Origin of the sequence: Streptomyces sp. NPDC048392 (assembly GCF_043200575.1) — a bacterium.
Lineage (GTDB): Bacteria > Actinomycetota > Actinomycetes > Streptomycetales > Streptomycetaceae > Streptomyces.
On record NZ_JBICYB010000060.1, the window covers coordinates 1 to 21,826 of the forward strand.

Genomic DNA, 21,826 nt, shown 5'->3' on the forward strand with positions numbered 1-21,826 from the left:
GGAACTCCTTCGGATACGGCTTGGGCACTGCAACATCCTTCCAGGCCGCCTCTCAGCAAGCCAGGTCAGGTGTCACCTGTCCGTGCAGCAGTCCCTCTCTTGCCGCAGCACGTACTACATCGGTGGCTACCTATGTACTGGCGCTATAGCGGATAGGCGCCGAGGGCAGTCAGCCACCCGGCGATGGCGGCCAGCGTGATGAAACGGGGACGGTCAGAGCATCAGGACCGTGACGCCGGCCAGGACAGCGACGAGGCTCACGGGCAACATGACGGCCGCGTACCGGGCCAAGCCGGTCCCGAAGCGTCGGCGGTGACGACGTTTACCAGGTGCGTCACGACCAATGGCAGCCTGGCCGAGTCCGCCACGAATCCGGGCATGATCAAGGCGAAGGCTGCCGTTGGGGGCCAGCGTGATCTGCGTGGCGATCGGCCATTCGAAGAACCCGCATGCGTCGAGCAGCAGCGAACCACCGCTCTGGGTGCTCCAGCCGATACCCAGACCCGAAGCGGCCAGAGCACCAGCGTGAGCGTGGCGAGGAAGATCGGTGGCCAGCGTTATGGCGCCCAGAGTCTTCCAGTACGCAGGGACGGCCGGCGCGTGGGCCTGCACCGGGCAGGCCCACAGGCGGTGGGCTAGCGGCTGCCGGCGGCCAGTGCGGTCAGTTGTTCCGCGCCGACGGGCGGGGCGGCGGTCCAGGGCAGGACGGCGCTGCGCTCGGCGTGCCGGGTGGTGACCTCGGCCAGGTACCGGCTTTCGGCACGTGCCTTGGCCACAAGCAGCGGGTCCAGGGGTGCTGCGGCGGCCAGGCTCTGGTTGACCACCCAGGCGAACGGCTTGATGCCCGCCCGGGTCAGGTCGTCCTGCAGTGCTGCGGCCTCATGCACGGGAGTGGCCTCCGGCACGGTCACCAGCAGCATCCGGGAGTACCCGGGATCGGTCAGTCGGTTCAGCAGTTCCACGGCATTTGCGGGCGGCTTCTGCCCGCTCTGCTGGGACAGCTGCCGCTGATAACTGCGTGAGGCGTCCAGCAGCAGAAGCGTGTGGCCCGTGGGGGCGGTGTCAAGGACGACGAACCGGTCGGCCGCGGCAGCCACGGTGCGAGCGAAGGCGTAGAAGACCGCGATCTCCTCCGTGCAGGGCGAGTCCAGGTCCTCCGCCATCAGTTGGCGGGCGTCCTCGTTCAGTCCGGCGCCGGCCCGGGCGAGCACCGAGGCGGTGTAGGCAGCGGTCTCGGCGGTGGCGTCGATCCGGCTGACCTCCAGGTTCTCACTGCCGGATCCGGCCACGGCGTCCACGTGGGCAGCGGGATCGGTCGTGGTGAGCGTGACCTTGTGGCCCCGCCGAGCCAGCTCGACGGCGATCGCGGCGGCGACAGTGGTCTTCCCCACCCCGCCCTGGCCCAACGTCATCACCAGGCCCCGCTCGCTCTCGGCGATCTCGTCCACCAGCGGAGCGAGCCCCAATGCGACACCGACCTGTCCCGTGGGAGCGGATCCGGAAGGCGGCTCGGCCACCGGCTGCGGCGCGAGCAAGGCGCGCAGTGCGGGGACGCCGAGCGGCGGAACGGCCACCAGCGGCACACGGTCCACCTCAGTGATGTCGGCCAGGCCCACCGGCAGATGCTTCAACGCGTCCTGGCCACGGTGCTGCCAGGCGCGCGCCAGCGGATCGTCCGGGCGAGTGGCCGTGAACAGTCCGTTGACGATCATGCGCAGCTATTCGATGCCCAGTGTCCGCAGCTCTGCGGCGGTCCGGCCGGCTTCGGCCAGGGGTCCGGCGTCCGGGCGCGTGACCAGGGCGACGGTGGTCTGCTCGGGATCGGCGAGCACCTCCATCGCCTGCGCGTATCGCTGCTGCTGTGCGCCCAGCTCGGCGAGCGGACCGATACAGGAAGCGCCGCCGGGATTGGTGACGAGGAAGTCCGCCCATGCGGCCGGAAGGCTGAGCAGGCGAAGCGTATGCCCGGTGGGTGCGGTGTCGAAGACGACATGGTCGAAGCGGGCGGTGATCGCGGGGTCGGTCAGCAGCGCGACGAACTCGTTGAAGGCGGCGATCTCAACGGTGCACGCCCCGGAGAGCTGCTCCTCGATCTGCCCCACGGCCGAGGCGGGCAGCGCGTCACGGTACGGACCGATCACCTTCTCCCGGTACTGCGCTGCCGCGGCGGCCGGGTCGATGTTCATCGCGTACAGCCCCGGGGCTTCGGGAACTGCCACCGGCGTACCGGCGGCGGTCACCCCCAGCACCTCGTTGAGATTGGAAGCAGGGTCCGTGCTCACCAGCAGCACCCTCCGGCCGCCGTCGGCCAGGGCGACAGCGGACGCCGAGGCCGTCGACGTCTTACCGACACCGCCCTTGCCAGTGAAGAAGAGATATCGGGTCGCGGCAGCTCGCAGGCCGCCGAGGACCTCTGTGGAAGGTGCGGCGGCCGTCACGTCAGCATCCCTCCGGGCCGCAGCCACAGCCGCCGTCAGCTTCCCCGGCCATCGGCAGGCCGGGCCGCTCGGTACGTACGCCGGTCCACTCGGCCAGCTCCACACGCGTGGGATAGCGGCCGGAGCAGCGAACCGCCCCGTCGACCAGCACCGTCGGCAGCGCCTCTTCGCCCTTCTCCTGCAGGAGCGCCTTTACCTGGGAATCCTCGACGAACCGGCCCGGATCGGTGGACAGCCCGAACCGTTCCACCTTGACCCCCGCACTGCCGAGCCACGCGACATCGGCGGCGAACTGGGTCAGGGCAGGGTCGACCGACGGCCCGCACACACCGGTGGAACAGCACATCGCCGGGTCATACACCTCGACAGCAGACATCTGCGACTCCCTCTCTCGATTGCTCCAAAGGAGCTTGGTCGAACTGCTTCGACGTTACATCACCCAAAACTGATGTATCAATCTCGGCTGATGTGATCTATTTCTTCACCTGGCTTCATCCAGCAGCAACGAGTGCAGTCGTCAAGCCGGACCGGCCCTTCGTCCCTGCAGCCTGGCGTGGACGGGGCTGGGCCGCCCGAGGCGGGCGGCCCAGGAACGAGGGGCCTCTTACGACGCCTTGATCATCGTCTTGCCGCAGCAACAGGTCGGGCTCTGCTGACCACCGCAGCTGGCGGCGGCGCTCTTGGTCACCGTCAGCTCGCACCCGCAGTTCTCGTCGGGGCAGCGGTAGACCTCTCCCTCACGGAACGGCATCGCTCTCACCTCCAATTCTCGCGTTGGAATCCGTCACGAGCGACGCTAGAACCCGGCTCCAGGGGCAAGGTCAACACTGGACGGCGAAGGAGGAACGATCATGGCGATGCAGGGACTGACCATCGGGCAAGCGGCCCGGGCCGCGGGGCTCACACGCAAGGCCGTCCGCGTCTATGAGGCCAAGGGGCTGGTGGCCCGGGCCGAGCGCAGCATGTCCGGCTACCGGCTCTACACCTCTGACGACGTCGAACTGCTGATCTTCATCCGCCAGGCCAGAGCCCTCGGACTCCACCTGGACGACATCCGCGAAGTCCTCGACATCCGCCACGGCGGGACGCCGCCCTGCGACGCCGTCCGCGACCTCCTGGACGCACGCATCACAGAGATCGACACCGCCGTCAACGACCTTCTCGCCCTGCGTCAGGCCCTCGCCGACACCCGCAGAGCCGCCGAGGGCCGACCCTGCGGAGACGTCTCCACCGTCTGTTCGATCATCGAGGACGCCTGAGCCGGGGCGGGAACTCGTTCCACCGGAGCACCAGCGAGGCGTCCAGTCACGGTAGTACGTCTGGGCCGCTGAACCGGCCGGCCGGCAGCTGGCTGCAAGCGTCACGCGTCGAGGTGACTACCAAGTTCGCGTTCCAGCGCCGCCTTCGGCTTGGCGCCGACGATGGTCTGGGCGACTTCGCCGCCGACGTAGACGTTCATCGTCGGAATGGACATCACGCCGTACTTGGCGGCGGTGTCCGGGTTCTCGTCGATGTTGAGCTTGACGATCTTGATCTTGTCTCCGTGTTCGGCCGCGATCGCCTCCAGGGAGGGAGCCAGCTGTCGGCAGGGGCCGCACCATGCGGCCCAGAAGTCGACGAGGACGGGCTTGTCGCTGTTCAGGACGTCCTGCTCGAAAGTGGCGTCCGTGGTGTTCATGAGGGCCATTGCGGCCTCCTTTCGACCAGAGGGTCAGGCGGTGACAGCGGCGGGCGTCTTGTCCGGTTCGGCCTGCTCACTGTGCCCCTGGGCGGCGAGGTAGCGCTCGGCGTCCAGAGCGGCGGCGCAGCCGGAGCCGGCGGCGGTGATGGCCTGTCGGTAGATGTGGTCGACCACGTCACCCGCGCCGAACACGCCAGGAATGCTTGTTTTCGTTGAAGGGGCGGCGACCTTGAGGTAGCCCTCGCTGTCGAGGTCGAGCTGGCCGGCGAATATCTCGGTGCGCGGGTCGTGGCCGATGGCGATGAACAGCCCGGTCACGTCCAGGTCGCGCGTGTCGCCGGTGAAGTTGTCGCGTAGGACGACACCGGAGAGCATGCCGTCCATTTCCTTGATCTCGGCGATCTCGCTGTCGAAGGCGAAGGAGATCTTGTCGTCGGAAAAGGCCCGGTTCTGCATCACCTGGGAGGCCCGCAGGGCCGAGCGCCGATGGACGACGGTGACCGAGCGGGCGAAGCGCGTGAGGAAGGTGGCCTCCTCCATGGCGGTGTCGCCGCCGCCGACCACGACGATGTCGCGGTCGCGGAAGAAGAATCCGTCGCAGGTGGCGCACCAGGACACGCCTCGTCCGGACAGTTCTTCTTCGTTCGGCAGGCCCAGCTTGCGATAGCCGGAGCCGGTGGCCACGATCACGGCGCGGGCCCGGTGGACGGTGCCGGCGGAGTCCGTGACTTCCTTGATACGCCCGAACAGGTCGACGGAGATGATGTCGTCCTCGACGATCTCGGCGCCGAACCGCTCGGCCTGAGCCCGCATGTTCTCCATCAGGACCGGGCCGTCGATACCCTCGGGGAAGCCGGGAAAGTTCTCGACCTCGGTCGTGGTGGTCAGGGAACCGCCGACGAAGACGGCCCCGCCGAAGACGAGCGGCTTGAGCTGCGCGCGGGCTGCGTAGAGGGCGGCGGTGTACCCGGCCGGGCCGGAGCCGATGACGATGACGTCGCGTATCTCGCTCATGCGGTCTTCTCCGGCGCGATCTCGGCGATCAGACCCTCGACGAGCTTCTTGATCTCGTCCCGGATGGGGCGGACAGCCTCGACGCCCTGGCCGGCCGGGTCCTCCAGCTTCCAATCCAGGTAGCGCTTGCCGGGGAAGACCGGGCAGGTGTCGCCGCAGCCCATCGTGATGCACACGTCCGGCTCCTTGACCGCGTCCACGGTCAGGACCTTCGGCGTCTCGGCGGAGATGTCGATGCCGACCTCGGCCATCGCCTCGACCGCCGCCGGGTTCACGGCGTCGCCGGGGTTGGAGCCGGCAGAGCGGACCTCTACGCGGTCACCGGCCAGGTGGGTCAGCCACGCAGCGGCCATCTGGGAGCGGCCGGCGTTGTGGACGCAGACGAACAGGACGGACGGCTTGCCGGAAGACTCGGCCATGGTGATCGTTCTCTCTCGTCGCATGACGGACCAGCCGCCAATGACTTCAGCCCCCGCTGGTATCAGCAGGCATTGATGTGAGAGTATCAGTGCATGCTGACTTCAGTCGAACCTGACGTGATCCGGGTGCTGGGCGACCCACTCCGCCTGAAAATCGTGACCCTGCTGGCCGGCGAGACGCTCTGCACGACGCACCTGGTCGAGGAGACCGGAGCCAAGCAGACCAACCTCTCCAACCACATGAAGGTGCTGCGCGAGGCCGGGATCGTGGAGACCGAGCCCTGCGGCCGCTACACCTACTACAAGCTGCGCCCCGAGGTCCTGGCCGGCCTCTCCGAGCAGTTCGCCGCGCTCGCCGACTCCGCCCGTACCGCCGCCGAGAACAAGAGGGCCTGCCCGTGACCTCCACCGAACGCACTGCCGCCCCCGCCACGCCGGGAGCCGACGGTGGCGACTCGATCGTCAAAAAGCTCTCCACCCTTGACCGCTACCTCGCGGTGTGGATCCTTCTCGCCATGGCCGTCGGCCTCGGCCTGGGACGTCTCATTCCGGGCATGAACGACGCGCTCGCGAAGATCGAGGTCGGTGGGATCTCCCTGCCGATCGCGCTCGGCCTTCTGGTCATGATGTACCCGGTACTCGCCAAGGTCCGCTACGACCGGCTCGACACCGTCACCGGCGACAAAAAGCTGATGGTTTCCTCGCTGGTCATCAACTGGATCGTCGGCCCGGCGGTCATGTTCGCGCTGGCCTGGATCTTCCTGCCCGACCTGCCCGAGTACCGCACCGGACTGATCATCGTCGGCCTCGCTCGCTGCATCGCCATGGTCATCATCTGGAACGACCTGGCGTGTGGTGACCGGGAAGCCGCCGCCGTCCTCGTAGCGCTCAACTCCGTCTTCCAGGTCATCGCGTTCGGCGTCCTGGGCTGGTTCTACCTCGACCTGCTGCCGCAGTGGCTCGGCCTCGGGGACGGCCAGGGCCTGGACGTACCCGTCTGGCACATCGCCCTCAACGTCATCGTCTTCCTCGGCATCCCGTTGCTCGCCGGGTTCCTGACCCGCCGCATCGGCGAAAGGAAGATGGGCCGCCAGTCCTACGAGCAGCGCTTCCTGCCGAAGATCGGCCCCTGGGCCCTGTACGGACTGCTGTTCACCATCGTCATCCTCTTCGCCCTGCAGGGGAAGACGATCACCTCGCAGCCGCTGGACGTCGTCCGTATCGCGCTGCCGCTGCTGGTCTACTTCGCGATCATGTTCTTCGGGACCTTCCTCCTCGGAAAGGCCCTCGGTCTCGCCTACGACCGCACCAGCACGCTCGCCTTCACCGCCGCGGGCAACAACTTCGAACTGGCCATCGCAGTCGCCATCGCCACCTTCGGCGTCACCTCCGGCCAGGCACTCTCCGGCGTCGTCGGGCCGCTCATCGAAGTACCAGTGCTGATCGGACTCGTGTACGTCGCGCTCGCCTGGCGCAAGAAGTTCGCGCCCGCTGCCCTCACCACGCCGGGAAGGGACATCTGATGCACTGCCTCGACTGCCGGACCACAGGAAGCAACAGCCCGTGCGTCGGTGTCTGCCAGCGCTGCGGCGCCGGCGTATGCGCCGAACACGCCCGGATCGCGACCCATAGCGTGCGCCGGGGTCCTCTGATCGGCACGCCTGCCGAGGCCGAGGCCCGCACGGTGCTGTGCCCTCTCTGCGCGGCAACCGAGGCGCCCACCGCGGCAGCCCCGACTCCGGCTCCGTGACGGACGTCGTCGTGGTCGGCGGGGGCCAGGCAGGGCTCGCCGTCGGCTATCACCTGCGCCGCCAGGGCCTGGACTTCGTCATCCTGGATGCCGAAGCCGGCCCGGGCGGGGCCTGGCAGCACATGTGGGCTTCCCTGCGTCTGTTCTCCCCGGCCGACCACTCCTCCCTGCCGGGCCGCCTCATGCCCATCCAGTCCGGTCACACCTACCCTGACGCCGCGCACGTCGTGGACTACCTCGCCGACTATGAGAAGCGCTACGACCTTCCTGTCCAGCACGGAACCCGGGCGGAAGCCGTACACCGCGACGGCGACCGGCTCCTGGTCGAGGCGGATTCCGGCGCCTGGCGGGCGAAGGCGGTCATCAGCGCGGCCGGCACCTGGTCGCGTCCCTTCGTTCCCGCCCTTCCCGGCCGCGGTGTCTTCGCCGGCCGGCAGCTGCACACGGTGAACTACCGCCGTCCGGCCGACTTCGCCGGGCAGCGCGTGATCGTGGTCGGCGGCGGGAACTCCGGCGCGCAGATCGCCGCCGACCTTGCCCTGGACGGTGACGTCGACGTCACGTGGACGACTCAGCGCCCGCCGCGCTTCCTGGCCGACGACATCGACGGCCGCGCCCTGTTCGACGCGGCCACCGCCCGACGCCGTGCCCTCGACGCCGGCCGCGATGACACGGGAGGTGTCGCGTCGCTGGGTGACATCGTCGCTGTACCGCCGGTGCGCGAGGCTCGCGATTCCGGGCGGCTCAAGGCATCGCCCATGTTCGAACGCCTCGACCGTGATGGCGTCCGCTGGGCCGACGGCACGCGGGCGTCGGCCGACGCGGTCATCTGGTGCACCGGCTTCCGGCCGGCTCTCACACACCTGGCGCCCCTGGGCCTGCGCGGCCGGCGCGGGCACATCACCACGGTGGGCACGCGGGCCGCGGACGAGCCACGCCTGCACCTCCTCGGCTACGGCGACTGGACTGGCCCCGCCTCCGCCACTCTCATCGGCGTCGGACGGCCGGCCCGCGACGCCGCCCGCGAGATCGCCGACCTTCTCGACGCCTGAGGAAGAGGCAGGCATCGTCAGCTCAACATGCCGACGACCTGTCGCACGTCGACAACCACGGACTGCCGTCGGCAGAGGTCCGGTAGTCGGACTTCAGGGTGAGGTCCTTGCCCTTGCCGACCACGTGGCGGCGGCGATGCCCGCCGACGCCATCACTGCGGTTGCCGCCACGGGTTCTGAGGCGCCGGTGTTGATACGGGCGGTCTCAAGGTGGCGGGCGACGGCGAAGGAAAGCGCGAAGTACCCGCCGCCACAGTGGTGGAGCCGGAGCCGACTCACCGCCCTTGCCCTGCCACGCCTTCTCCGTAGGGTGCTACCAGACCTCCGGGGCGGCGTCCGCGAGATACTTCCACGTGGTGATGACCTGCGAATCGAAGATCTGGGCGACCGTCCCGGCATCCAGCACCAGGTCGTCCACGCGGGGAAAGCTGTCGCGGGTTCTCCTGGGCGGTCGAGCCCGAGCTCAGCGTCTTTCCCTGCCTCGCACAGTCGATGTCAGCCCAGGAGCGGACACGCGACCACCGTCGTCATCCGAATCGCCGAGTCGGCAGCCCCCCCCCCACACGGTCGGTATGCCTCCCGCCTTCCTCCGAGGCCAGAAGGTGACTGACAGACCGACAGGCCCCGCACCACCGGGGGTTGCGGCTGACGGCCGCCAGTTCCCTGCGCGTGCGCTGGACCGGCTTGCGCCAGTCCCTCACGTCACCGGAGGCGGCGGCAGGGCACGCGGTGAACGAAGAAGTCGGCTACGGCCAGAATGGGCTGGGACGCAGGGTGCTCAGCTGGTCTGCTCCTGGTCCGAAGCTGGTGCCGGTGTCGCCGATCGCCGAACATGCCTCACGAGGCTCCCTCGGTGTGGCTGCTGCGGGCTCCTGCCGCTGGTCACGGGCAGGGACGTCGGACCGACTGTGCATGGTGGACCTGCGCGGCCAGTTCGGCGATGCCGACTGTGAGCGTGCTGAAGACTTCAGGGCGCAGTCGATAGTAAGTGAACCGGCCGTGGGCATCGGCTGCGACGAACCCGGCTTCCCGCAGGATCCGCAGGTGGTGGCTGATCGTGGACTGGCGTGCTCCGGTCTCCTCCATCAGATGGCACGTGCACATCTGCTCACTGGCTAGCAACTGCACGATCCGGGCCCGCAGAGGATCGCCGAAGAGCTTCACGGTCGCCTCAGCGAGGGGAAGGCCCACGACTGGCGCATCGGCTGACATCAGCATGCTTCGATATCACCATGTGCCCACCTTGGGGGTCAAGCGTCTCTCCTTGCGTTCTGCCTGTGCAGTTGCCTGCCGTAAAGGTCGGGTGTACTCCGGAGACTCGCCCATGTATCAGCATCCTTTGATGTATCAGGGTAGGCTGATGTAACGTCGAAGCTGAGTGAGTCGCTGACCTGCGGCCTGCCGTGGAAAGGAGTCAGAAATGTCCGCAATCCAGGTGTACGACCCGGCGATGTGCTGTTCCACCGGAGTGTGCGGGCCGTCCGTCGATCCGTCGCTGACCCAGTTCGCCGCCGATGTGGCATGGCTGGTCATCTCCGGAGTGGAGGTGCAGCGGTTTTCGCTGTCCACAGAACCTGGCAGGTTCACGGAGGACGCCCAGGTCAAAACGCTCCTTCAGGACAAGGGTGAGGACGCGCTGCCTGTCGTGCTGGTCGACGGCACCCTGCGGTGCTCCGGGCGGTATCCCACCCGAGTAGAGCTTGCCGAATGGACCGGTGTGCGCACCGAGCGCCCCAGCCTGCCGCTCGCTCAGGCCGACGACATGGACAGCGGCTGTGGCTGCGGCCCGGAGGGATGCTGACATGACGGCCCAACCGCCCGTCGATGTCCTCGGGAGGCTGCGTGCCGCCGCGACGCCGTTCCTGTTCTTCACTGGCAAAGGTGGCGTTGGCAAGACCTCGACGGCGTCGGCCACCGCGATCGGGCTGGCCGACGCGGGACGCCAGGTGCTCCTGGTCAGCACCGACCCGGCGTCCAACCTTTCCGAGGTCCTCGGCGTGGAGGCGGGACAGGCACCCGTGGCCGTTCCAGGTGCTGCCGGTCTGCACGCGATGAACATCGACCCCGCCGCCGCGGCGGAGCAGTACCGGGAGAAGGTCCTGGGCCCCTACCGCGGCACGCTGCCCGCCTCGGCGATCAGCCAGATCGAAGAGCAGCTCTCCGGCGCCTGCACAGTGGAAATCGCGGCGTTCAACGAATTCGTTGCCCTCCTGACAGACACGCAAGTCACCTCTCGCTTCGAGCACATCGTCTTCGACACCGCGCCGACTGGACACACCCTGCGGCTGCTCAGCCTGCCCGGTGCGTGGTCGAATTTCCTGGTCACCAACCCGGGCGGAGCTTCCTGTATCGGACCACTGTCTGAGTTGGGAGCACAGCAAACGCGTTACGCCCAGGCCATGGCGGCTCTCGCAGACCCGAACCGGACGACCGTCGCCCTGGTCACCCGCCCGGACGCGGGTCCGTTGGCCGAAGCCGGCCGAACGGCCGAGGAGCTGCGGGCGCTGGGCATCAGCGGACAGCGGCTCATCGTCAACGGGGTCTTCAGCGCTACTCGCTCGGACGACCCGGTGGCCGCCGCCTGGGAGCGTCGCGCCCAGGACGCTCTGGACGGCCTGCCGGCGAGTCTGGCCGACATCGGTGAGGTGGACCGCGTACCACTGCTGCCGGTACCTCCCATCGGGGTTCCGGCTCTGCGCGGCATGCTCGATCCGCAGTCGGCGGCAGAGCCGGTCACAGCCGTCTCCGCTGCCCCTGTTACGGAAGGGGGAGGTGGCCTCGCGACCCTGGTGGACGACGTCGCCGAGAGCGGGCGAGGGCTGGTGATGACCATGGGCAAGGGCGGTGTCGGCAAGACCACCGTCGCCGCCGCGATCGCTCTCGACCTCGCGCGCCGGGGCCACGCGGTCACCCTGACCACCACCGACCCCGCAGCACACGTGAACTCCGTGGCCGGAGCCGGAAGTGACAACCTGCGGGTCACCCGGATCGACCCCGCGGCGGAGACCGCGGCCTACACCGCATCGGTTCTGGCGCAGGCCGGTGCCGCGCTGGACGAGGACGCCCTCGCCCTGATGGCCGAGGATCTGGACTCGCCCTGTACGGAAGAGATCGCGGTCTTCTACGCCTTCGCTCGAACCGTCGCCGAGGCCACCGACCGGTTCGTCGTCCTGGACACCGCACCTACCGGCCACACACTGCTCCTGCTCGACGCCTCCCGCGGATACCAGCGGCAGATCGCCCAGCAGACAGGGCAGACGCCCCCTGCCGAGGCCCTGGAACTGCTGAACCGGCTGACTGATCCTGACTACACCCGAACGCTGCTGGTCACGCTTCCGGAGGCGACACCCGTCCACGAGGCCGCAGCGCTACAAGCCGACCTGTCCCGAGCCGGGATCAAGCCATTCGCCTGGGTGGTCAACCAGAGCCTGGCCGCCGCCGGCCCCGTGGACCCGTTGCTCCTTGCCAAAGCAAGTGCCGAACAGCGCTTTGTCGCCGAGGTCACCAGGGAGCACGCACAGCGCACCGCCGTCCTGCCGTGGACCTCGTCCGCGCCCGAAGGCCCGGAACAGTTGGCCCAGTTGGTGGCCCGTAGCGGGTGAATCCTCCTGTGGGCTGGTCTCCGGCTCAGCCCGTGGAACCCAACCGTCGATGGAGAGCGAAAACGCCGTGTTGCCTGCCGCCATCCTGATTTTCGTTGCCACCCTGACGCTGGTGATCTGGCAGCCCAAGGGCCTGGGTATCGGCTGGAGTGCCCTAGGCGGCGCAGTCGTTGCGTTGGCCACTACCGTCGTTCACTTCTCCGACGTGCCCACTGTGGTGGACATCGTCTGGAACGCGACCCTCACCTTCGTCGCGATCATCATCATCTCGTTGCTGCTGGACGAGAGTGGGTTCTTCGAATGGGCCGCCTTGCACGTCGCCCGGTGGGGGCGGGGCCGAGGGCGCGCCTTGTTCGTGCTCATCGTGCTCCTCGGCGCCGTGATCGCGGCACTGTTCGCCAACGACGGTGCGGCACTGATCCTCACACCCATCGTCATGCAGATCATGCTGGCGCTGCAGTTCCCGGCGAAGGCCGCACTGGCGTTCGTCATGGCCACCGGATTCATCGCGGACACCGCCAGCCTTCCTCTCATCGTGTCCAACTTGGTCAACATCGTCACCGCTGACTACTTCGGCATCGGCTTCTCCCGCTACGCCGCCGTCATGGTGCCCGTCGGGCTGGTCTCCGTCCTGGCCAGTCTCGCCGTCCTGATGCTCTACTTCCGCCGAGCAATCCCCCGGCGGTACGAGGTCACCGCGCTGCGCCGCCCCGCTACGGCGATCAGCGACCCTTTGACCTTTCGTGCCGGCTGGGCGGTACTGGCACTGCTGCTGGTCGGCTACTTCCTCGCCGATCCCGTGGGCGTACCTCTTTCCGCCGTCGCCGGAGTCGGTGCCCTCCTGCTGATCGTCGTCGCCGCCCGCAAACCTGCTGTCCTCTTCACCCGCACAGATGCCGGCCTTGCTCCCGCCATGGCAGGAACAGGACCCGACACCGCGCCATTGCGGTACCCGATCGGCGATGAGCGCAACACCGCCGACGCCACCGACGCGGCAGCACACGACGCAGGTGTGAGCAGCGGGCGAGCATTCCGGCGTATCCAGGTCGGAAAGGTCATCAAAGAGGCACCATGGCAGATCGTGCTGTTCAGCATCGGCATGTACCTCGTCGTCTATGGCCTGCGCAACCAGGGGCTCACCGACGAACTGGCCCGCCTGTTCGCCGTCTTCGGCGACCACGGCGTGCTGACCGCCGCGGTCGGCACCGGCGTCGTCGTCGCTATCGTCGCCTCACTCATGAACAACATGCCCACCGTGCTCATCGCGGCCCTGGCGATCAGCGCTGTTGGCGCCCATGGCCTCACCCACGAGGCCATGGTGTACGCCAACGTCATCGGCTCCGATCTCGGCCCGAAGATCACTCCGATCGGCAGCCTCGCCACCCTGCTGTGGCTGCACGTACTCGACCGTAAGGGCATGCACATCGGCTGGGGCCGCTACTTCCGTACCGGCATCGTCCTCACCGTCCCCGTCCTCCTTGTGACTCTGGTCGCACTCGCCGGATGGCTCACCATTCTCGGCACCTGACCTCCCGATCCCACCCAGCGAAAGGACACGACCGTGCACTGCTTCGACTGCACACGATCCGGCCAGCCCACCCCGGCGGCAGCCATCTGTCAGAACTGCGGCGCCGCCCTCTGCGAACAGCATGCCCACCCCGTCTACCTCCCCGGGCACCCCTCCGGTCTCGTCGGCCCGGCCAGAGGCCAGACACGGCGCATCCTGTGCGCCATGTGCAGCGAGGGCATCCGCCAGCCGCAAGCCCCGCATCGTCCGGCACCAGCACGGAGCGTCCCCGCCACACCCGAACGGCGCTGAGCGCCTTCAGCCGTCCGTCGCACGGCGCCCCGGACGCAGGACGTCGTGCGACAGGTCAAGCGTGTTTCGGCTGCACCCGACGACCGGACCGAGGCCGCGGTCGGCGGCGGGGTGATGGCCTTCATGGCTCCTCGCCCGGACCGGCTACGAGCAGCTCCGCTCTGTTGCCGCCGTGATCGTCAGCGATACCGTAGTGGCCACCCTGTTGATCCTCAACCCGTGCGGCGTCTGAATGGCATTCAGCTACTTCCTACAGGCATTCGGGCCGTCAACCCTTGATGTGTCGGAAGCGAACAACCACCCCAGGGATTCGAGAACTGTGGGGTGCTTCGAGGAATTTGGGTGGTTGGGAAATCAGCGAAGAAATGAGAGTTGCCCACCACAGTTCGTCAATCTCACCGAAGCGACCTACATCGCGCCGGTGAACGAGGCACAGTCTTCCTCTTCCCGATGGGGGCGGCTCGTCCGGGTGGCTGTCCCACCCCTTCGACGGCTGCCACGGCACCACCACGCAGAGGAGCAGAAGAGCTGGACACATGGAATTGACGAGGACTCGTCGCGCCAATTTCTTTCGGCGGGACTGCTCGTCAGGTCTGGCGCAGTTCGGCCATGCGCCGCTCGATGTCTGCGAGTCGCTGCTCGATCAGCGCGGTGACATGAGCGCACGGGGCCTCGCCGCTGTCGCGGACGTCCAGGACGGACGGGATGTCAGCAAGGCTCAAGCCCGCGCCCTGGGCGTCGCGGATGAACGCCAGCCGCACCGCGGCCTGCGGCGGGTACTCGCGGTAGCCGCCCGCCGTCCGAGGCGGAGCCGGCGCCGCGAGTGTTTGGCAGTGGCCCCCGCACTGAACACCTATGGGGCTACCGTATGACCTTCACCACTAGATCCAGTTCGGTAAGCGACACGATGAGCTGCCCTCGTGCGATACCCGCCAGAGCTACAGCCGGCTCGTAAAGGGACACGACCTGTGGGGGACACGGTCTCTGCGGAAACAAAGCGGCTGGACCGGCTCGGAGCGTCCCCGACGGTGCTCGGCGTGATTATGGGCGTCGGCGGTGCCGGTGGTGTGGCCGGTGCGCTGCTCGCGCCGAGGATCGCCGCCCGGATCGGCATCGGTCCCACGATCATCGTGGGGTTCGCGGTCAGCCCGCTCGCCCAAGTGCCCCTGCTGTGCGCCGGGCCCGGCCCGCGGTGGCAGATCGTCCTGGCCGCCACGCTGGCCGGGCAGCTGTTCTGGGCGACGGCGTCCGGGACCAGTCAACGATCCGTGCGCCAGGCCGTATGCGACCCCAACTTCCAGGGCCGGATGCAGTCCGCCAGCACCACGCTCACCGCCGGGGCCCGCCCACTCGCCGCCGCCACAGCCAGCGGCCTGGTCCTCCTCCTCGACGTCCGGGCCACCCTTGCCATCGGCGCGCTCCTCCAGGTCGTCCCCGTCGTCCTCCTGCTCGCCTCCCCCATCCGCGCGCTGCGGGAGATCCCCGCCCGCGCGGCCGTGCCGCCCGCCCGCGAAGGAGCCTGATGAACACCACCGCCACCGCGTCCACGGCAGCCGCGGCCTACTGGGAACCCCTCTGGGCCGCCGGCTGCCGCTACCGGCAGCTCGAAGACACCGAGAACCAGCTGCTGGGGGACCACCTCGGCCCTGGCCGCGCCCGCCCGGCCCTCGACATCGGCTGCGGTGACGGCGCTCTTGCCCGGCGCCTCGCCCAGCTCGGCTACCGCACAACCGGCATCGACTGCTCCCCCAGCGCCATCGCGCTCGCCGCCGCCAAGGCCCCCGGTCCCGGGCGCGTGCCGCTCTGGCAGTGCATGGACATCACCACCGACGACCTCGGGACCCTGCCGGAGCCGGCGTACGCGGTCATCACCTGCCGACTCGTCTACCGGTGGATCGATGACAAGCCAACCTTCCTCGACCGAGTCCGCCGCCTCCTCGCCCCGGGCGGGATCTTCTGGGTCGTCACCGAGATCGCCGGCCGCCGCCCCGCCACCGACCCCTTGCAGGACCTCAGCATCACCCCGGCCCAGGCCGAACTCCTCACCGCGGGCTGGTCCGCCGTCCACACCGCCGACCTCGATGTCCTGCGCTGCTATGCCCTGCGCCCCTGACCCCGCCCCGCGATCTGATGGAGGACCGGTGACCACTGAGCAGGACACCGTGGAGACCTGGAACACCTACGGAAACCACCAACTCGCCAGGCGGCTGGACCTGCCTGGGCTGGATCGGTGGGACTGGGGCATCCCCGGCACCGGCCCCGGCATCGAGGTCTTCGGCGACGTAGTCGGGCTCCGCGTGCTCGACCTCGGCAGCGGCCTCGGCCGGCACGCCGCCTACCTCGCCGCCCTGGGCGCCGACGTCACTGCCGTCGACGCCTCCCCCGCCCAGCACCAGCGCGCCGCCACCCGCTACCCCGACACCTCGGGCCTGCGCCTGGTGTGCGACGACGCCGTGGCCCACCTGTGCGACGCCGACCCGTACGACCTGATCTACTCCGTCTGCTCCGTGCCCTACCTGGACCCCGACGGGCTGCTGCCCGTCCTGGCCAACGGCCTCAAGCCGGGCGGCCGACTGATCTTCTCCGCGCTGCACACCAACTCGGGCGGCACCGGGCCGTCGAACGAGGTCGCCCCGCGGTCCGAGATCCTGCGGCTGCCCGGCACCACCGACGACCACCCCGTCGACATGTGGGTCCTGACCGCGCAGTTGTGGGAGGACCTCCTGGTCCAGCACGGCCTCACCATGGAGGCGGTCACCGCGATCGACTCCGACCAGCCGGACAACCACGTTTCCTACCGGCTGTACGCCGCCCGCCGCCCGCAGCGCGTACCGAGCCGCCCCCGTACCAGCGCACCGCCACCACCGCACGCAGTGGTGGGAGTAGGCGTGATCGTGCGCGGCCCGGACGGAGTTCTGCTCGGGCGGCAACGGCGCCGTACGTGGGAGCTCGCTGGCGGAACCGTCGAGCCGGGCGAGAGCTTCGCCCAGGCGGCTGTCCGGGAGCTCCGTGAGCAGGCCGGCCTCGTGGCGGACCCCGGCGATGTACAGGTGCTGGGCACGCTCCTGGACCGGGTGGGCGGCATCGTCCGGGTGACAGTTCCCGTCGTCGTCACGCAGTGGTCCGGCGTCCCGGAGCAGCGCGAGGAGGTTATCGGCTCCTGGCGTTTCTGGCCCCCGGACGCGCTGCCCGGACCGCTGTTCGTACCGAGCGCCCAGTGCCTGACCGCCTGGAACCTGAATCTGCCGCTCGACCACCCGCCCGCCCACTTCCAGGCCTACCACTCTCCCGGCCGTGCCTAGCCCGGCGCCCACGCCCCACCTCGTTCGACAGGAAGGCACCACCGTGACCCCGCCCCCCTACAGATGTGTCCCGCCCGTCCCTCCTGGGCGTCTTCGCACACCCGGACGACGAATCGCTCCTGGCCGGCGGCGTCCTCGCGCAGCACGCCGCCGCAGGCGCCGCGACCGCCGTGGTTACGGCCACCTGGGCCCCCGACACCCACCGAGCCGCCGAACTCGCGGACGCGCTCGCGCTGCTGGGGGCCGGGAAGCCCCGGATGCTCGGCTACGCCGACGCCCGGATCCCCCAGTCCGCTCCCGGCATGCCCCGCCTTTGCGACGCCCCCCTCGATGACGTGGTCGACGTGCTCGTGGGACACATTCGCGAGCTTCGGCCGGACATCGTCGTCACCCACGACGCGTACGGGCAGCTGACGGGGCACCCCGACCACGTACGCACCCACCAGATCACCCTGCTCGCCGCCGAAGCCGCCGGACTCGCCCACCTGCATCCCGAAGTCGGCCCGCCCTGGCAGCCGGCCGCGCTGTACGCCGCCACGCACCCCGAGTCCGGTGTCGGGCCGCTCGGTCCTCTGCTCGAAGGGGTGGACAAGACCGTCCTCGCGGTCCCGGACTCGTACGTGACTACCAGCGTCGACGTCACCCCCTGGGTCGATGCGAAGCTGCGGGCGATCCTCGCGCACCAGGGCGAGGTCGCCCGTGAGCGGTCCCTGCCCGGCATCCTCGCCCGCCTTTCCGAAGCAGACCGCATCCAGATCATCCAGACCGAACACTTCACCCGCCTCACTCCCGGCCCTACGAAAGGCGGCCCGGCCCAGCTGGCTACCTGACCCCCACCACACCTTCACCGCCCACGAGTAAGTCCCTGCTGATCGGAGAGAGATGACCACGACTTCCGCCCCGGACGACCGTCCCAGCGTGGCGATGAGCGATGAGGCGTACGGGACGCTGCGCGCGTCGCATGCCCTGTGGGCTGGCACTTCCGTGTTGATCACCAACCGGCGCGGTCAGGTCCTGGTTCAGCGCGCAGCTACCGGCCCACTCGCCTGCTTCCCGGCGGCGCCGTCGACAAGAGCGAACCCCCCGCCAAGGGTGCGGGCCGCGAGCTGAAAGAGGAGATTGGCGTCACGATGGCCATCACCCGCGGGCTGGCCGTCGACTGGGTCTCCCCCACCGGCCGGAAAACGCCCCCGGCCCTGAAGTTCCCCGGCGAGCTCCTGCACGTCTTCGACGGCGGTGTCTGGGACGACGGCCAGATCGCGGCGATCCGGCCCGCCCCAGGCGAGATCGACGGCATCGAGTTCGTCGAACCCGCTGACCTTCCCGCTCTGATGGCTCCGGATGACGCCCGTCGCGCACTGTCCGCACTCCGCGCCCGCATCAACGGCGCCGGACCCGTCTTACTGGAGGACGGACTCCCGATCGCCCCCACCGTCCTCGACCGAGTCGGCGTTCTGCGCACCGCCCGGGCCCGCCACCACCTGTCATTCCACCCCACTCCCGTCCCCGCCCGCCTCCCGGTCCGCCAGTCCTGGGTCTGGGCCTTCGCACCGGACGGGCGGGTCCTCGTCCTCCTCGGACCCGACACCGGCGGAGCCGTCCTGCCCGGGGGCAAACCAGAACCTGAAGACGGCGGTGACCCCGTGGCCACCGCCGTCCGTGAAGCCCGCGAGGAGGCTGCAGCGGAGCTCGCCGGTGCTCGATACCTCGGGTACCTGTCGGACCCCGACGTCCCCTGTGCGCGGGTCCGCTACGCCGCCGCACTCACGCGCCTTGACGAGGCCCACGTCGATCCGGCTACCGGCCAAACCTACGTCCGCATCCTGGCCACCCCCGAGCAGGCCCTGGAGCTCTTCGACTGGGGACCATCCGCAGCGGCGGAGCAGCTCACGGCTGCGCACCAGGCCCGCGTCCTCCTCGGCATCCCCAAAGCCGCTCACCAGCCCGTCACCGAACTCGCCGACCCGGTCTCCTGGTAACTCCCCCACACGAAACGAACCGAGAAGCTGATGAACGCCGCACTCACGCCCGACCAGCCCTCCGCCCAGCCTGAGACCGAGCGGCACCCTGCGCCCGCCCCGGTGATCGCCCGGATGCTCGGCTACAACGACGACCACACCACCCGCCTCGCCGAAGAGGCCGGAGGAACCTGGCGCCACTATGCCCCCGGTGACCACTCACGGTGACCACGAGCTGTCAGAACCAAGGAATACGCGACTTCCTAATACGCGAGGGCGCCAGTGAGTTGGTGCTGCCGACGTAGGTGAAGGACGCCTTCGCCTTGCGCGCGAAGTCGAGGGTGGCTCCGGTGGCCACGTCGCTGCCGAGCTTCTCCAGCTCCGGGCAGCCGATGACGGTGACGTCGTCGTGCTGGTCAGCGGCCTGGGGCTCGCGGGTGTAGCCCTCGCCCAGGTCGCTCTCGTTCAGCAGCCGCTCGTTCAGCTTGGCCGACGAGAGCGGCGCGGACGCGGTGGCGCTGTTACCGTCCCGGTGCGCGGGTGCGGAGGACGCGGCCGAGGTGTCGGCGGGCTCGGTACTGCGGGGAGCAGCCCGTCAGGGCGAGGACGGTGAGGGCGCTCAGGACGATGGTGGTCGTGGTGGAACGGCGCATGCGAAAACCCCTTGTGCTGCGAGATGGACGGTCTGACCAGGGCGGCCCTCCGGGTGCCGACGAACGCAGGGGTGGGGGAAGGGGTTTCGCGACTTCAGTGGCCGAGGTGGCGCAGGCCCTCGCCGAGGGTGGGGTGGAAGTGGTCGACCGGACCGGAGTTGCGGTTGTACCAGGCGGTGTCCAGACGGGACTCCTTGGCCTCGTGGCCGGCCTCGCAGCGCAGCCACACCGAGTCGTCACGCATGTTGAAGACGATCCAGTTCCGGTACGCGCCGCAGTGGCACTGGTGGACTTCGCCGTCGATGACGAGCGGCAGGTCCCAGCGCATCATGAACTCCGAGACGTCCTGGCGGGACGGCGCCCGGAAGTCCGCTGGCAGGAAATCGGGCACCACCGTGGACTCCGGCGCGGCAGGCGCCGGCGCTGCGTGGGGGCCGGGGCAGTCCGGCAGCGGCAGCTCGGTGTGCATCGCCAGCACTGCCTGGCCGGCCCGCTGGGCGTCACGGAATTCTCGGTCCGCACGGTTGCGTCGGAACATGCCGTCTCCATCTCTCTCGTCTCGCCTGCACGAGGAGAGTGCCGCAATCCCCTGAACTGCTGCAACTCTAGAAATATTGAACGCGGACGACCTACCGGAAGGCTTCGGGACGAGCCCTGCGGGCGGGGCGTGAGCAGCCTGCTCGCACCCAAATCGGTAGCGACACGACACATGACGTTGTGGGTGAGCGGGCGTTGTCCAGAGCATGCGCAGTACAGATTCTTCAACGTTCCCGACGCAACTGAGCGGGGCGTACTGGCCGCCGGTGATTGAGCACGCGACCGGCTACCGGTGCTTCGGCACCCGCGAGCCGCAGCCTTCTGCGGGATCGTCGGGTGCCGGATGCGCGCACCGTCATGCTGTACACCGCGGGCGCCACCGTGAACTTCGGCGAACAGCCGCCGGGGCCGGAGGCGTGGCCGGCCCCGGAGGCCGCGGATGCAGGGGGTATAGCGTCCAGCAGAGGCATGAGGTGAGTGACGTCATGACGGTTTCCGTCGGCCAGAGTGACGGCGAGCGCGTTGCACGGCCGACTGAGGCGTGCGACTACTCCATGATGTCGAGCTCGGGAAGACTGTCCACAATCTTCATCGTCTCCAGACTGAGGGTCACGATTCGGCGGAGGAGATCAACGATGTAACGGGGGCCGTCCGACCAGTCGTTGGGATCGTTCACGATTCCGCTCGCCTTGTCGACCTTCACCTGATACCGATCGATGATCCACTCGATCGCGGAACGCGCACCGAGCTGATACCGGTACGCCTCCTCCGGGATGTTGGAGAGCGTGACACGGCCGTTGTAGATGATCGTGGACCGGTCCGCTTCGCCACCCTTTTTCAGGATCTTCATCTTCGTCACCCGGAACAGCTCCGAGGGCGGAGTGTCGGTGCTTCCGCTGGTCTGCTCGACGATCCCGTTGTACGGCTCCTGGCTCTCGTACCCGATGTGGAGATCGGCGAGCGCCTGACCGGCGTCGGCGAAGCCCCGGAAGTCGCGAACCTTGGGGATACGGGGGAGTGACTTCTTCAGGTCGGCGGCGAACTGGGTCCGGTAGGACGGGGAGTGCAGGAGGCCGTAGGTGTAGTAGAAGATGTCGTCCTTGGTGATCGCCTCGTCGGCGTACGTCTTGCGGTAGTCGCGGAGGGTGGCGTCGGTGATGTTGTCTACGCGTTCGTAACCGCCGTCAGCGTCCTCCTCAGCGGCGGCGAAGAGGTCGCCGCCGGCACTGCGTTCGCGGTAGGTGTAGCGGGCGAAGAACTTACCTCCGCTACCCGCTCCAGTGACGTGAAGGTCAGGCAGGCAGTCGAGTATCACGACCGAGAAGGGCACCGCTGACCCATCCCCGACAACGTAGAAGCCGAGGTTCTCGTGCTCCGGCGTCGGGAACATCCGAGGCAACTGATTGACGTAGCTGTTCATCCGTGGGTCGAAGTAGACCCATTGCTTGGTGAACGGCCTGTAGTTGGCGACAACAACGCCCTCATTCTCGTGTGCATACACCGTGCCCTTAGAGGTTGTCTCACGTGGTGAGTTTCGCGAGCTTCTTGTAGCAGGTGAGGGCTGCGGCCAGGCCGAGGAAGGCGAGGAAGTGACTGCCCTT

28 protein-coding genes and 1 pseudogene are annotated in these 21,826 nt (G+C 68.6%); 15 read left to right on the forward strand and 14 right to left on the reverse strand.

Annotation, left to right across the window (positions count from 1 at the left end; translation table 11 throughout):
* Nucleotides 1–213: 213 nt before the first annotated feature.
* The 5 genes from ACGFYH_RS35335 to ACGFYH_RS35355 all read right to left on the reverse strand — a co-directional run bounded on the left by ACGFYH_RS35335 (nucleotide 214) and on the right by ACGFYH_RS35355 (nucleotide 3,189).
* The gene (locus ACGFYH_RS35335; RefSeq protein ID WP_393807264.1) at nucleotides 214–612 is read right to left on the reverse strand and encodes a hypothetical protein; all 399 of its coding nucleotides are present in this window, start codon (nucleotides 610–612) and stop codon (nucleotides 214–216) included.
* A 23-nt stretch (nucleotides 613–635) separates the two neighbouring features.
* Entirely contained in the window at nucleotides 636–1,712 is a 1,077-nt protein-coding gene (locus ACGFYH_RS35340; protein ID WP_393807265.1) for an ArsA-related P-loop ATPase, read from the reverse strand.
* A 6-nt stretch (nucleotides 1,713–1,718) separates the two neighbouring features.
* Nucleotides 1,719–2,438, reverse strand: a complete 720-nt coding sequence (locus ACGFYH_RS35345; RefSeq protein WP_393807266.1) for a TRC40/GET3/ArsA family transport-energizing ATPase — start codon at nucleotides 2,436–2,438, stop codon at nucleotides 1,719–1,721.
* 1 nt (nucleotide 2,439) lies between these two features.
* Nucleotides 2,440–2,814, reverse strand: a complete 375-nt coding sequence (gene arsD, locus ACGFYH_RS35350) for an arsenite efflux transporter metallochaperone ArsD (protein WP_393807267.1) — start codon at nucleotides 2,812–2,814, stop codon at nucleotides 2,440–2,442.
* 228 nt (nucleotides 2,815–3,042) lie between these two features.
* The gene (locus ACGFYH_RS35355; RefSeq protein WP_393807268.1) at nucleotides 3,043–3,189 is read right to left on the reverse strand and encodes a hypothetical protein; all 147 of its coding nucleotides are present in this window, start codon (nucleotides 3,187–3,189) and stop codon (nucleotides 3,043–3,045) included.
* Between the two features lie 100 nt (nucleotides 3,190–3,289).
* Here ACGFYH_RS35355 and ACGFYH_RS35360 point away from each other — a divergent pair, with 100 nt between their 5' ends.
* Nucleotides 3,290–3,697, forward strand: coding sequence for a heavy metal-responsive transcriptional regulator (locus ACGFYH_RS35360; protein ID WP_393807269.1), 408 nt, complete (start codon nucleotides 3,290–3,292; stop codon nucleotides 3,695–3,697).
* Nucleotides 3,698–3,798: 101 nt separating this feature from the next.
* Here ACGFYH_RS35360 and trxA read toward each other — a convergent pair whose 3' ends face one another.
* The 3 genes from trxA to ACGFYH_RS35375 are packed head-to-tail and all read right to left on the reverse strand — an operon-like array spanning nucleotide 3,799 to nucleotide 5,552.
* Nucleotides 3,799–4,125: a thioredoxin gene (gene trxA / locus ACGFYH_RS35365; protein ID WP_393807270.1), complete on the reverse strand. Its 327-nt coding sequence runs from the start codon at nucleotides 4,123–4,125 to the stop codon at nucleotides 3,799–3,801.
* 24 nt (nucleotides 4,126–4,149) lie between these two features.
* Nucleotides 4,150–5,133, reverse strand: coding sequence for a thioredoxin-disulfide reductase (gene trxB, locus ACGFYH_RS35370; RefSeq protein ID WP_393807271.1), 984 nt, complete (start codon nucleotides 5,131–5,133; stop codon nucleotides 4,150–4,152).
* Nucleotides 5,130–5,552 (reverse strand): arsenate reductase ArsC, encoded by a 423-nt coding sequence (locus tag ACGFYH_RS35375; RefSeq protein WP_393807272.1) that lies wholly within the window; start codon nucleotides 5,550–5,552, stop codon nucleotides 5,130–5,132. The genes trxB and ACGFYH_RS35375 overlap by 4 nt, the downstream gene beginning before the upstream one ends.
* Before the next feature lie 93 nt (nucleotides 5,553–5,645).
* On the opposite strand from ACGFYH_RS35375, the gene ACGFYH_RS35380 reads away from it, so the two are divergent.
* Genes ACGFYH_RS35380 through ACGFYH_RS35395 form a run of 4 tightly spaced genes read left to right on the forward strand, consistent with a single transcriptional unit; the run spans nucleotide 5,646 to nucleotide 8,354 of the window.
* On the forward strand, nucleotides 5,646–5,954 hold the full coding sequence (locus ACGFYH_RS35380; protein WP_393807273.1) for an ArsR/SmtB family transcription factor: 309 nt from the start codon (nucleotides 5,646–5,648) through the stop codon (nucleotides 5,952–5,954).
* Nucleotides 5,951–7,075 carry an ACR3 family arsenite efflux transporter gene (gene arsB, locus ACGFYH_RS35385; protein WP_393807274.1) on the forward strand — a complete coding sequence of 375 codons (1,125 nt, stop codon included), beginning with the start codon at nucleotides 5,951–5,953 and terminating at the stop codon, nucleotides 7,073–7,075. The genes ACGFYH_RS35380 and arsB overlap by 4 nt, the downstream gene beginning before the upstream one ends.
* Nucleotides 7,075–7,302, forward strand: coding sequence for a DUF2180 family protein (locus ACGFYH_RS35390; RefSeq protein ID WP_393807275.1), 228 nt, complete (start codon nucleotides 7,075–7,077; stop codon nucleotides 7,300–7,302). Before arsB ends, ACGFYH_RS35390 begins: the two co-directional genes overlap by 1 nt.
* Complete coding sequence (locus tag ACGFYH_RS35395; RefSeq protein WP_393807290.1) at nucleotides 7,251–8,354, forward strand: ArsO family NAD(P)H-dependent flavin-containing monooxygenase; 1,104 nt, start codon at nucleotides 7,251–7,253, stop codon at nucleotides 8,352–8,354. Before ACGFYH_RS35390 ends, ACGFYH_RS35395 begins: the two co-directional genes overlap by 52 nt.
* A gap of 882 nt (nucleotides 8,355–9,236) precedes the next feature.
* Here the strand turns inward: ACGFYH_RS35395 and ACGFYH_RS35400 are convergent.
* Nucleotides 9,237–9,572, reverse strand: coding sequence for an ArsR/SmtB family transcription factor (locus tag ACGFYH_RS35400; protein ID WP_393807276.1), 336 nt, complete (start codon nucleotides 9,570–9,572; stop codon nucleotides 9,237–9,239).
* Nucleotides 9,573–9,774: 202 nt separating this feature from the next.
* Between ACGFYH_RS35400 and arsD (ACGFYH_RS35405) the strand changes: the two genes are divergently transcribed.
* Genes arsD (ACGFYH_RS35405) through ACGFYH_RS35420 form a run of 4 tightly spaced genes read left to right on the forward strand, consistent with a single transcriptional unit; the run spans nucleotide 9,775 to nucleotide 13,775 of the window.
* Entirely contained in the window at nucleotides 9,775–10,155 is a 381-nt protein-coding gene (gene arsD / locus ACGFYH_RS35405) for an arsenite efflux transporter metallochaperone ArsD (protein WP_393807277.1), read from the forward strand.
* 1 nt (nucleotide 10,156) lies between these two features.
* A complete protein-coding gene (arsA, locus tag ACGFYH_RS35410; protein ID WP_393807278.1) occupies nucleotides 10,157–11,956 on the forward strand; it encodes an arsenical pump-driving ATPase in 1,800 nt (599 codons plus the stop codon).
* Between the two features lie 49 nt (nucleotides 11,957–12,005).
* Entirely contained in the window at nucleotides 12,006–13,484 is a 1,479-nt protein-coding gene (locus tag ACGFYH_RS35415) for an arsenic transporter (RefSeq protein WP_393807279.1), read from the forward strand.
* Nucleotides 13,485–13,517: 33 nt separating this feature from the next.
* On the forward strand, nucleotides 13,518–13,775 hold the full coding sequence (locus ACGFYH_RS35420) for a DUF2180 family protein (RefSeq protein ID WP_393807280.1): 258 nt from the start codon (nucleotides 13,518–13,520) through the stop codon (nucleotides 13,773–13,775).
* A gap of 587 nt (nucleotides 13,776–14,362) precedes the next feature.
* Here the strand turns inward: ACGFYH_RS35420 and ACGFYH_RS35425 are convergent.
* The gene (locus ACGFYH_RS35425) at nucleotides 14,363–14,632 is read right to left on the reverse strand and encodes a MerR family DNA-binding protein (protein WP_393807291.1); all 270 of its coding nucleotides are present in this window, start codon (nucleotides 14,630–14,632) and stop codon (nucleotides 14,363–14,365) included.
* A gap of 171 nt (nucleotides 14,633–14,803) precedes the next feature.
* On the opposite strand from ACGFYH_RS35425, the gene ACGFYH_RS35430 reads away from it, so the two are divergent.
* From ACGFYH_RS35430 to ACGFYH_RS35455, 6 genes are all read left to right on the forward strand, one after another.
* Nucleotides 14,804–15,298, forward strand: coding sequence for a hypothetical protein (locus tag ACGFYH_RS35430; RefSeq protein WP_393807281.1), 495 nt, complete (start codon nucleotides 14,804–14,806; stop codon nucleotides 15,296–15,298).
* On the forward strand, nucleotides 15,298–15,888 hold the full coding sequence (locus ACGFYH_RS35435; protein ID WP_393807282.1) for a class I SAM-dependent methyltransferase: 591 nt from the start codon (nucleotides 15,298–15,300) through the stop codon (nucleotides 15,886–15,888). Before ACGFYH_RS35430 ends, ACGFYH_RS35435 begins: the two co-directional genes overlap by 1 nt.
* 28 nt (nucleotides 15,889–15,916) lie before the next feature.
* Complete coding sequence (locus ACGFYH_RS35440) at nucleotides 15,917–17,077, forward strand: NUDIX domain-containing protein (RefSeq protein WP_393807283.1); 1,161 nt, start codon at nucleotides 15,917–15,919, stop codon at nucleotides 17,075–17,077.
* Nucleotides 17,078–17,142: 65 nt separating this feature from the next.
* Nucleotides 17,143–17,907, forward strand: coding sequence for a PIG-L family deacetylase (locus ACGFYH_RS35445; RefSeq protein ID WP_393807284.1), 765 nt, complete (start codon nucleotides 17,143–17,145; stop codon nucleotides 17,905–17,907).
* Nucleotides 17,908–18,045: 138 nt separating this feature from the next.
* Nucleotides 18,046–19,056 (forward strand): NUDIX domain-containing protein, encoded by a 1,011-nt coding sequence (locus ACGFYH_RS35450; RefSeq protein WP_393807285.1) that lies wholly within the window; start codon nucleotides 18,046–18,048, stop codon nucleotides 19,054–19,056.
* Between the two features lie 30 nt (nucleotides 19,057–19,086).
* Complete coding sequence (locus tag ACGFYH_RS35455; RefSeq protein WP_393807286.1) at nucleotides 19,087–19,263, forward strand: hypothetical protein; 177 nt, start codon at nucleotides 19,087–19,089, stop codon at nucleotides 19,261–19,263.
* A 293-nt stretch (nucleotides 19,264–19,556) separates the two neighbouring features.
* Here the strand turns inward: ACGFYH_RS35455 and ACGFYH_RS35460 are convergent, their stop codons facing one another.
* The 4 genes and pseudogenes from ACGFYH_RS35460 to ACGFYH_RS35475 form a co-directional block, all read right to left on the reverse strand.
* A complete protein-coding gene (locus tag ACGFYH_RS35460; protein WP_393807287.1) occupies nucleotides 19,557–19,688 on the reverse strand; it encodes a hypothetical protein in 132 nt (43 codons plus the stop codon).
* Between the two features lie 94 nt (nucleotides 19,689–19,782).
* A complete protein-coding gene (locus tag ACGFYH_RS35465; protein ID WP_393807288.1) occupies nucleotides 19,783–20,226 on the reverse strand; it encodes a hypothetical protein in 444 nt (147 codons plus the stop codon).
* 386 nt (nucleotides 20,227–20,612) lie between these two features.
* Nucleotides 20,613–20,791 (reverse strand): annotated as a pseudogene (locus ACGFYH_RS35470) (IS5/IS1182 family transposase); the annotation flags it as partial.
* The coding region (locus ACGFYH_RS35475; RefSeq protein ID WP_393807289.1) for a type ISP restriction/modification enzyme at nucleotides 20,773–21,826 on the reverse strand (1,054 nt) is incomplete at its 5' end. The pseudogene ACGFYH_RS35470 and the gene ACGFYH_RS35475, both read right to left, overlap by 19 nt.

Bases quoted from the DNA above. Each gene is read 5' to 3' on its own strand.
- ACGFYH_RS35340 (WP_393807265.1), bottom strand. From the start codon at position 1,712: ATGATCGTCAACGGACTGTTCACGGCCACTCGCCCGGACGATCCGCTG.
- arsD (WP_393807267.1), bottom strand. From the start codon at position 2,814: ATGTCTGCTGTCGAGGTGTATGACCCGGCGATGTGCTGTTCCACCGGT.
- ACGFYH_RS35355 (WP_393807268.1), bottom strand. From the start codon at position 3,189: ATGCCGTTCCGTGAGGGAGAGGTCTACCGCTGCCCCGACGAGAACTGC.
- ACGFYH_RS35360 (WP_393807269.1), top strand. From the start codon at position 3,290: ATGGCGATGCAGGGACTGACCATCGGGCAAGCGGCCCGGGCCGCGGGG.
- trxA (WP_393807270.1), bottom strand. From the start codon at position 4,125: ATGGCCCTCATGAACACCACGGACGCCACTTTCGAGCAGGACGTCCTG.
- trxB (WP_393807271.1), bottom strand. From the start codon at position 5,133: ATGAGCGAGATACGCGACGTCATCGTCATCGGCTCCGGCCCGGCCGGG.
- ACGFYH_RS35375 (WP_393807272.1), bottom strand. From the start codon at position 5,552: ATGGCCGAGTCTTCCGGCAAGCCGTCCGTCCTGTTCGTCTGCGTCCAC.
- ACGFYH_RS35380 (WP_393807273.1), top strand. From the start codon at position 5,646: ATGCTGACTTCAGTCGAACCTGACGTGATCCGGGTGCTGGGCGACCCA.
- ACGFYH_RS35390 (WP_393807275.1), top strand. From the start codon at position 7,075: ATGCACTGCCTCGACTGCCGGACCACAGGAAGCAACAGCCCGTGCGTC.
- ACGFYH_RS35400 (WP_393807276.1), bottom strand. From the start codon at position 9,572: ATGCTGATGTCAGCCGATGCGCCAGTCGTGGGCCTTCCCCTCGCTGAG.
- arsD (WP_393807277.1), top strand. From the start codon at position 9,775: ATGTCCGCAATCCAGGTGTACGACCCGGCGATGTGCTGTTCCACCGGA.
- arsA (WP_393807278.1), top strand. From the start codon at position 10,157: ATGACGGCCCAACCGCCCGTCGATGTCCTCGGGAGGCTGCGTGCCGCC.
- ACGFYH_RS35415 (WP_393807279.1), top strand. From the start codon at position 12,006: ATGGAGAGCGAAAACGCCGTGTTGCCTGCCGCCATCCTGATTTTCGTT.
- ACGFYH_RS35435 (WP_393807282.1), top strand. From the start codon at position 15,298: ATGAACACCACCGCCACCGCGTCCACGGCAGCCGCGGCCTACTGGGAA.
- ACGFYH_RS35455 (WP_393807286.1), top strand. From the start codon at position 19,087: ATGAACGCCGCACTCACGCCCGACCAGCCCTCCGCCCAGCCTGAGACC.
- ACGFYH_RS35460 (WP_393807287.1), bottom strand. From the start codon at position 19,688: ATGCGCCGTTCCACCACGACCACCATCGTCCTGAGCGCCCTCACCGTC.
- ACGFYH_RS35465 (WP_393807288.1), bottom strand. From the start codon at position 20,226: ATGTTCCGACGCAACCGTGCGGACCGAGAATTCCGTGACGCCCAGCGG.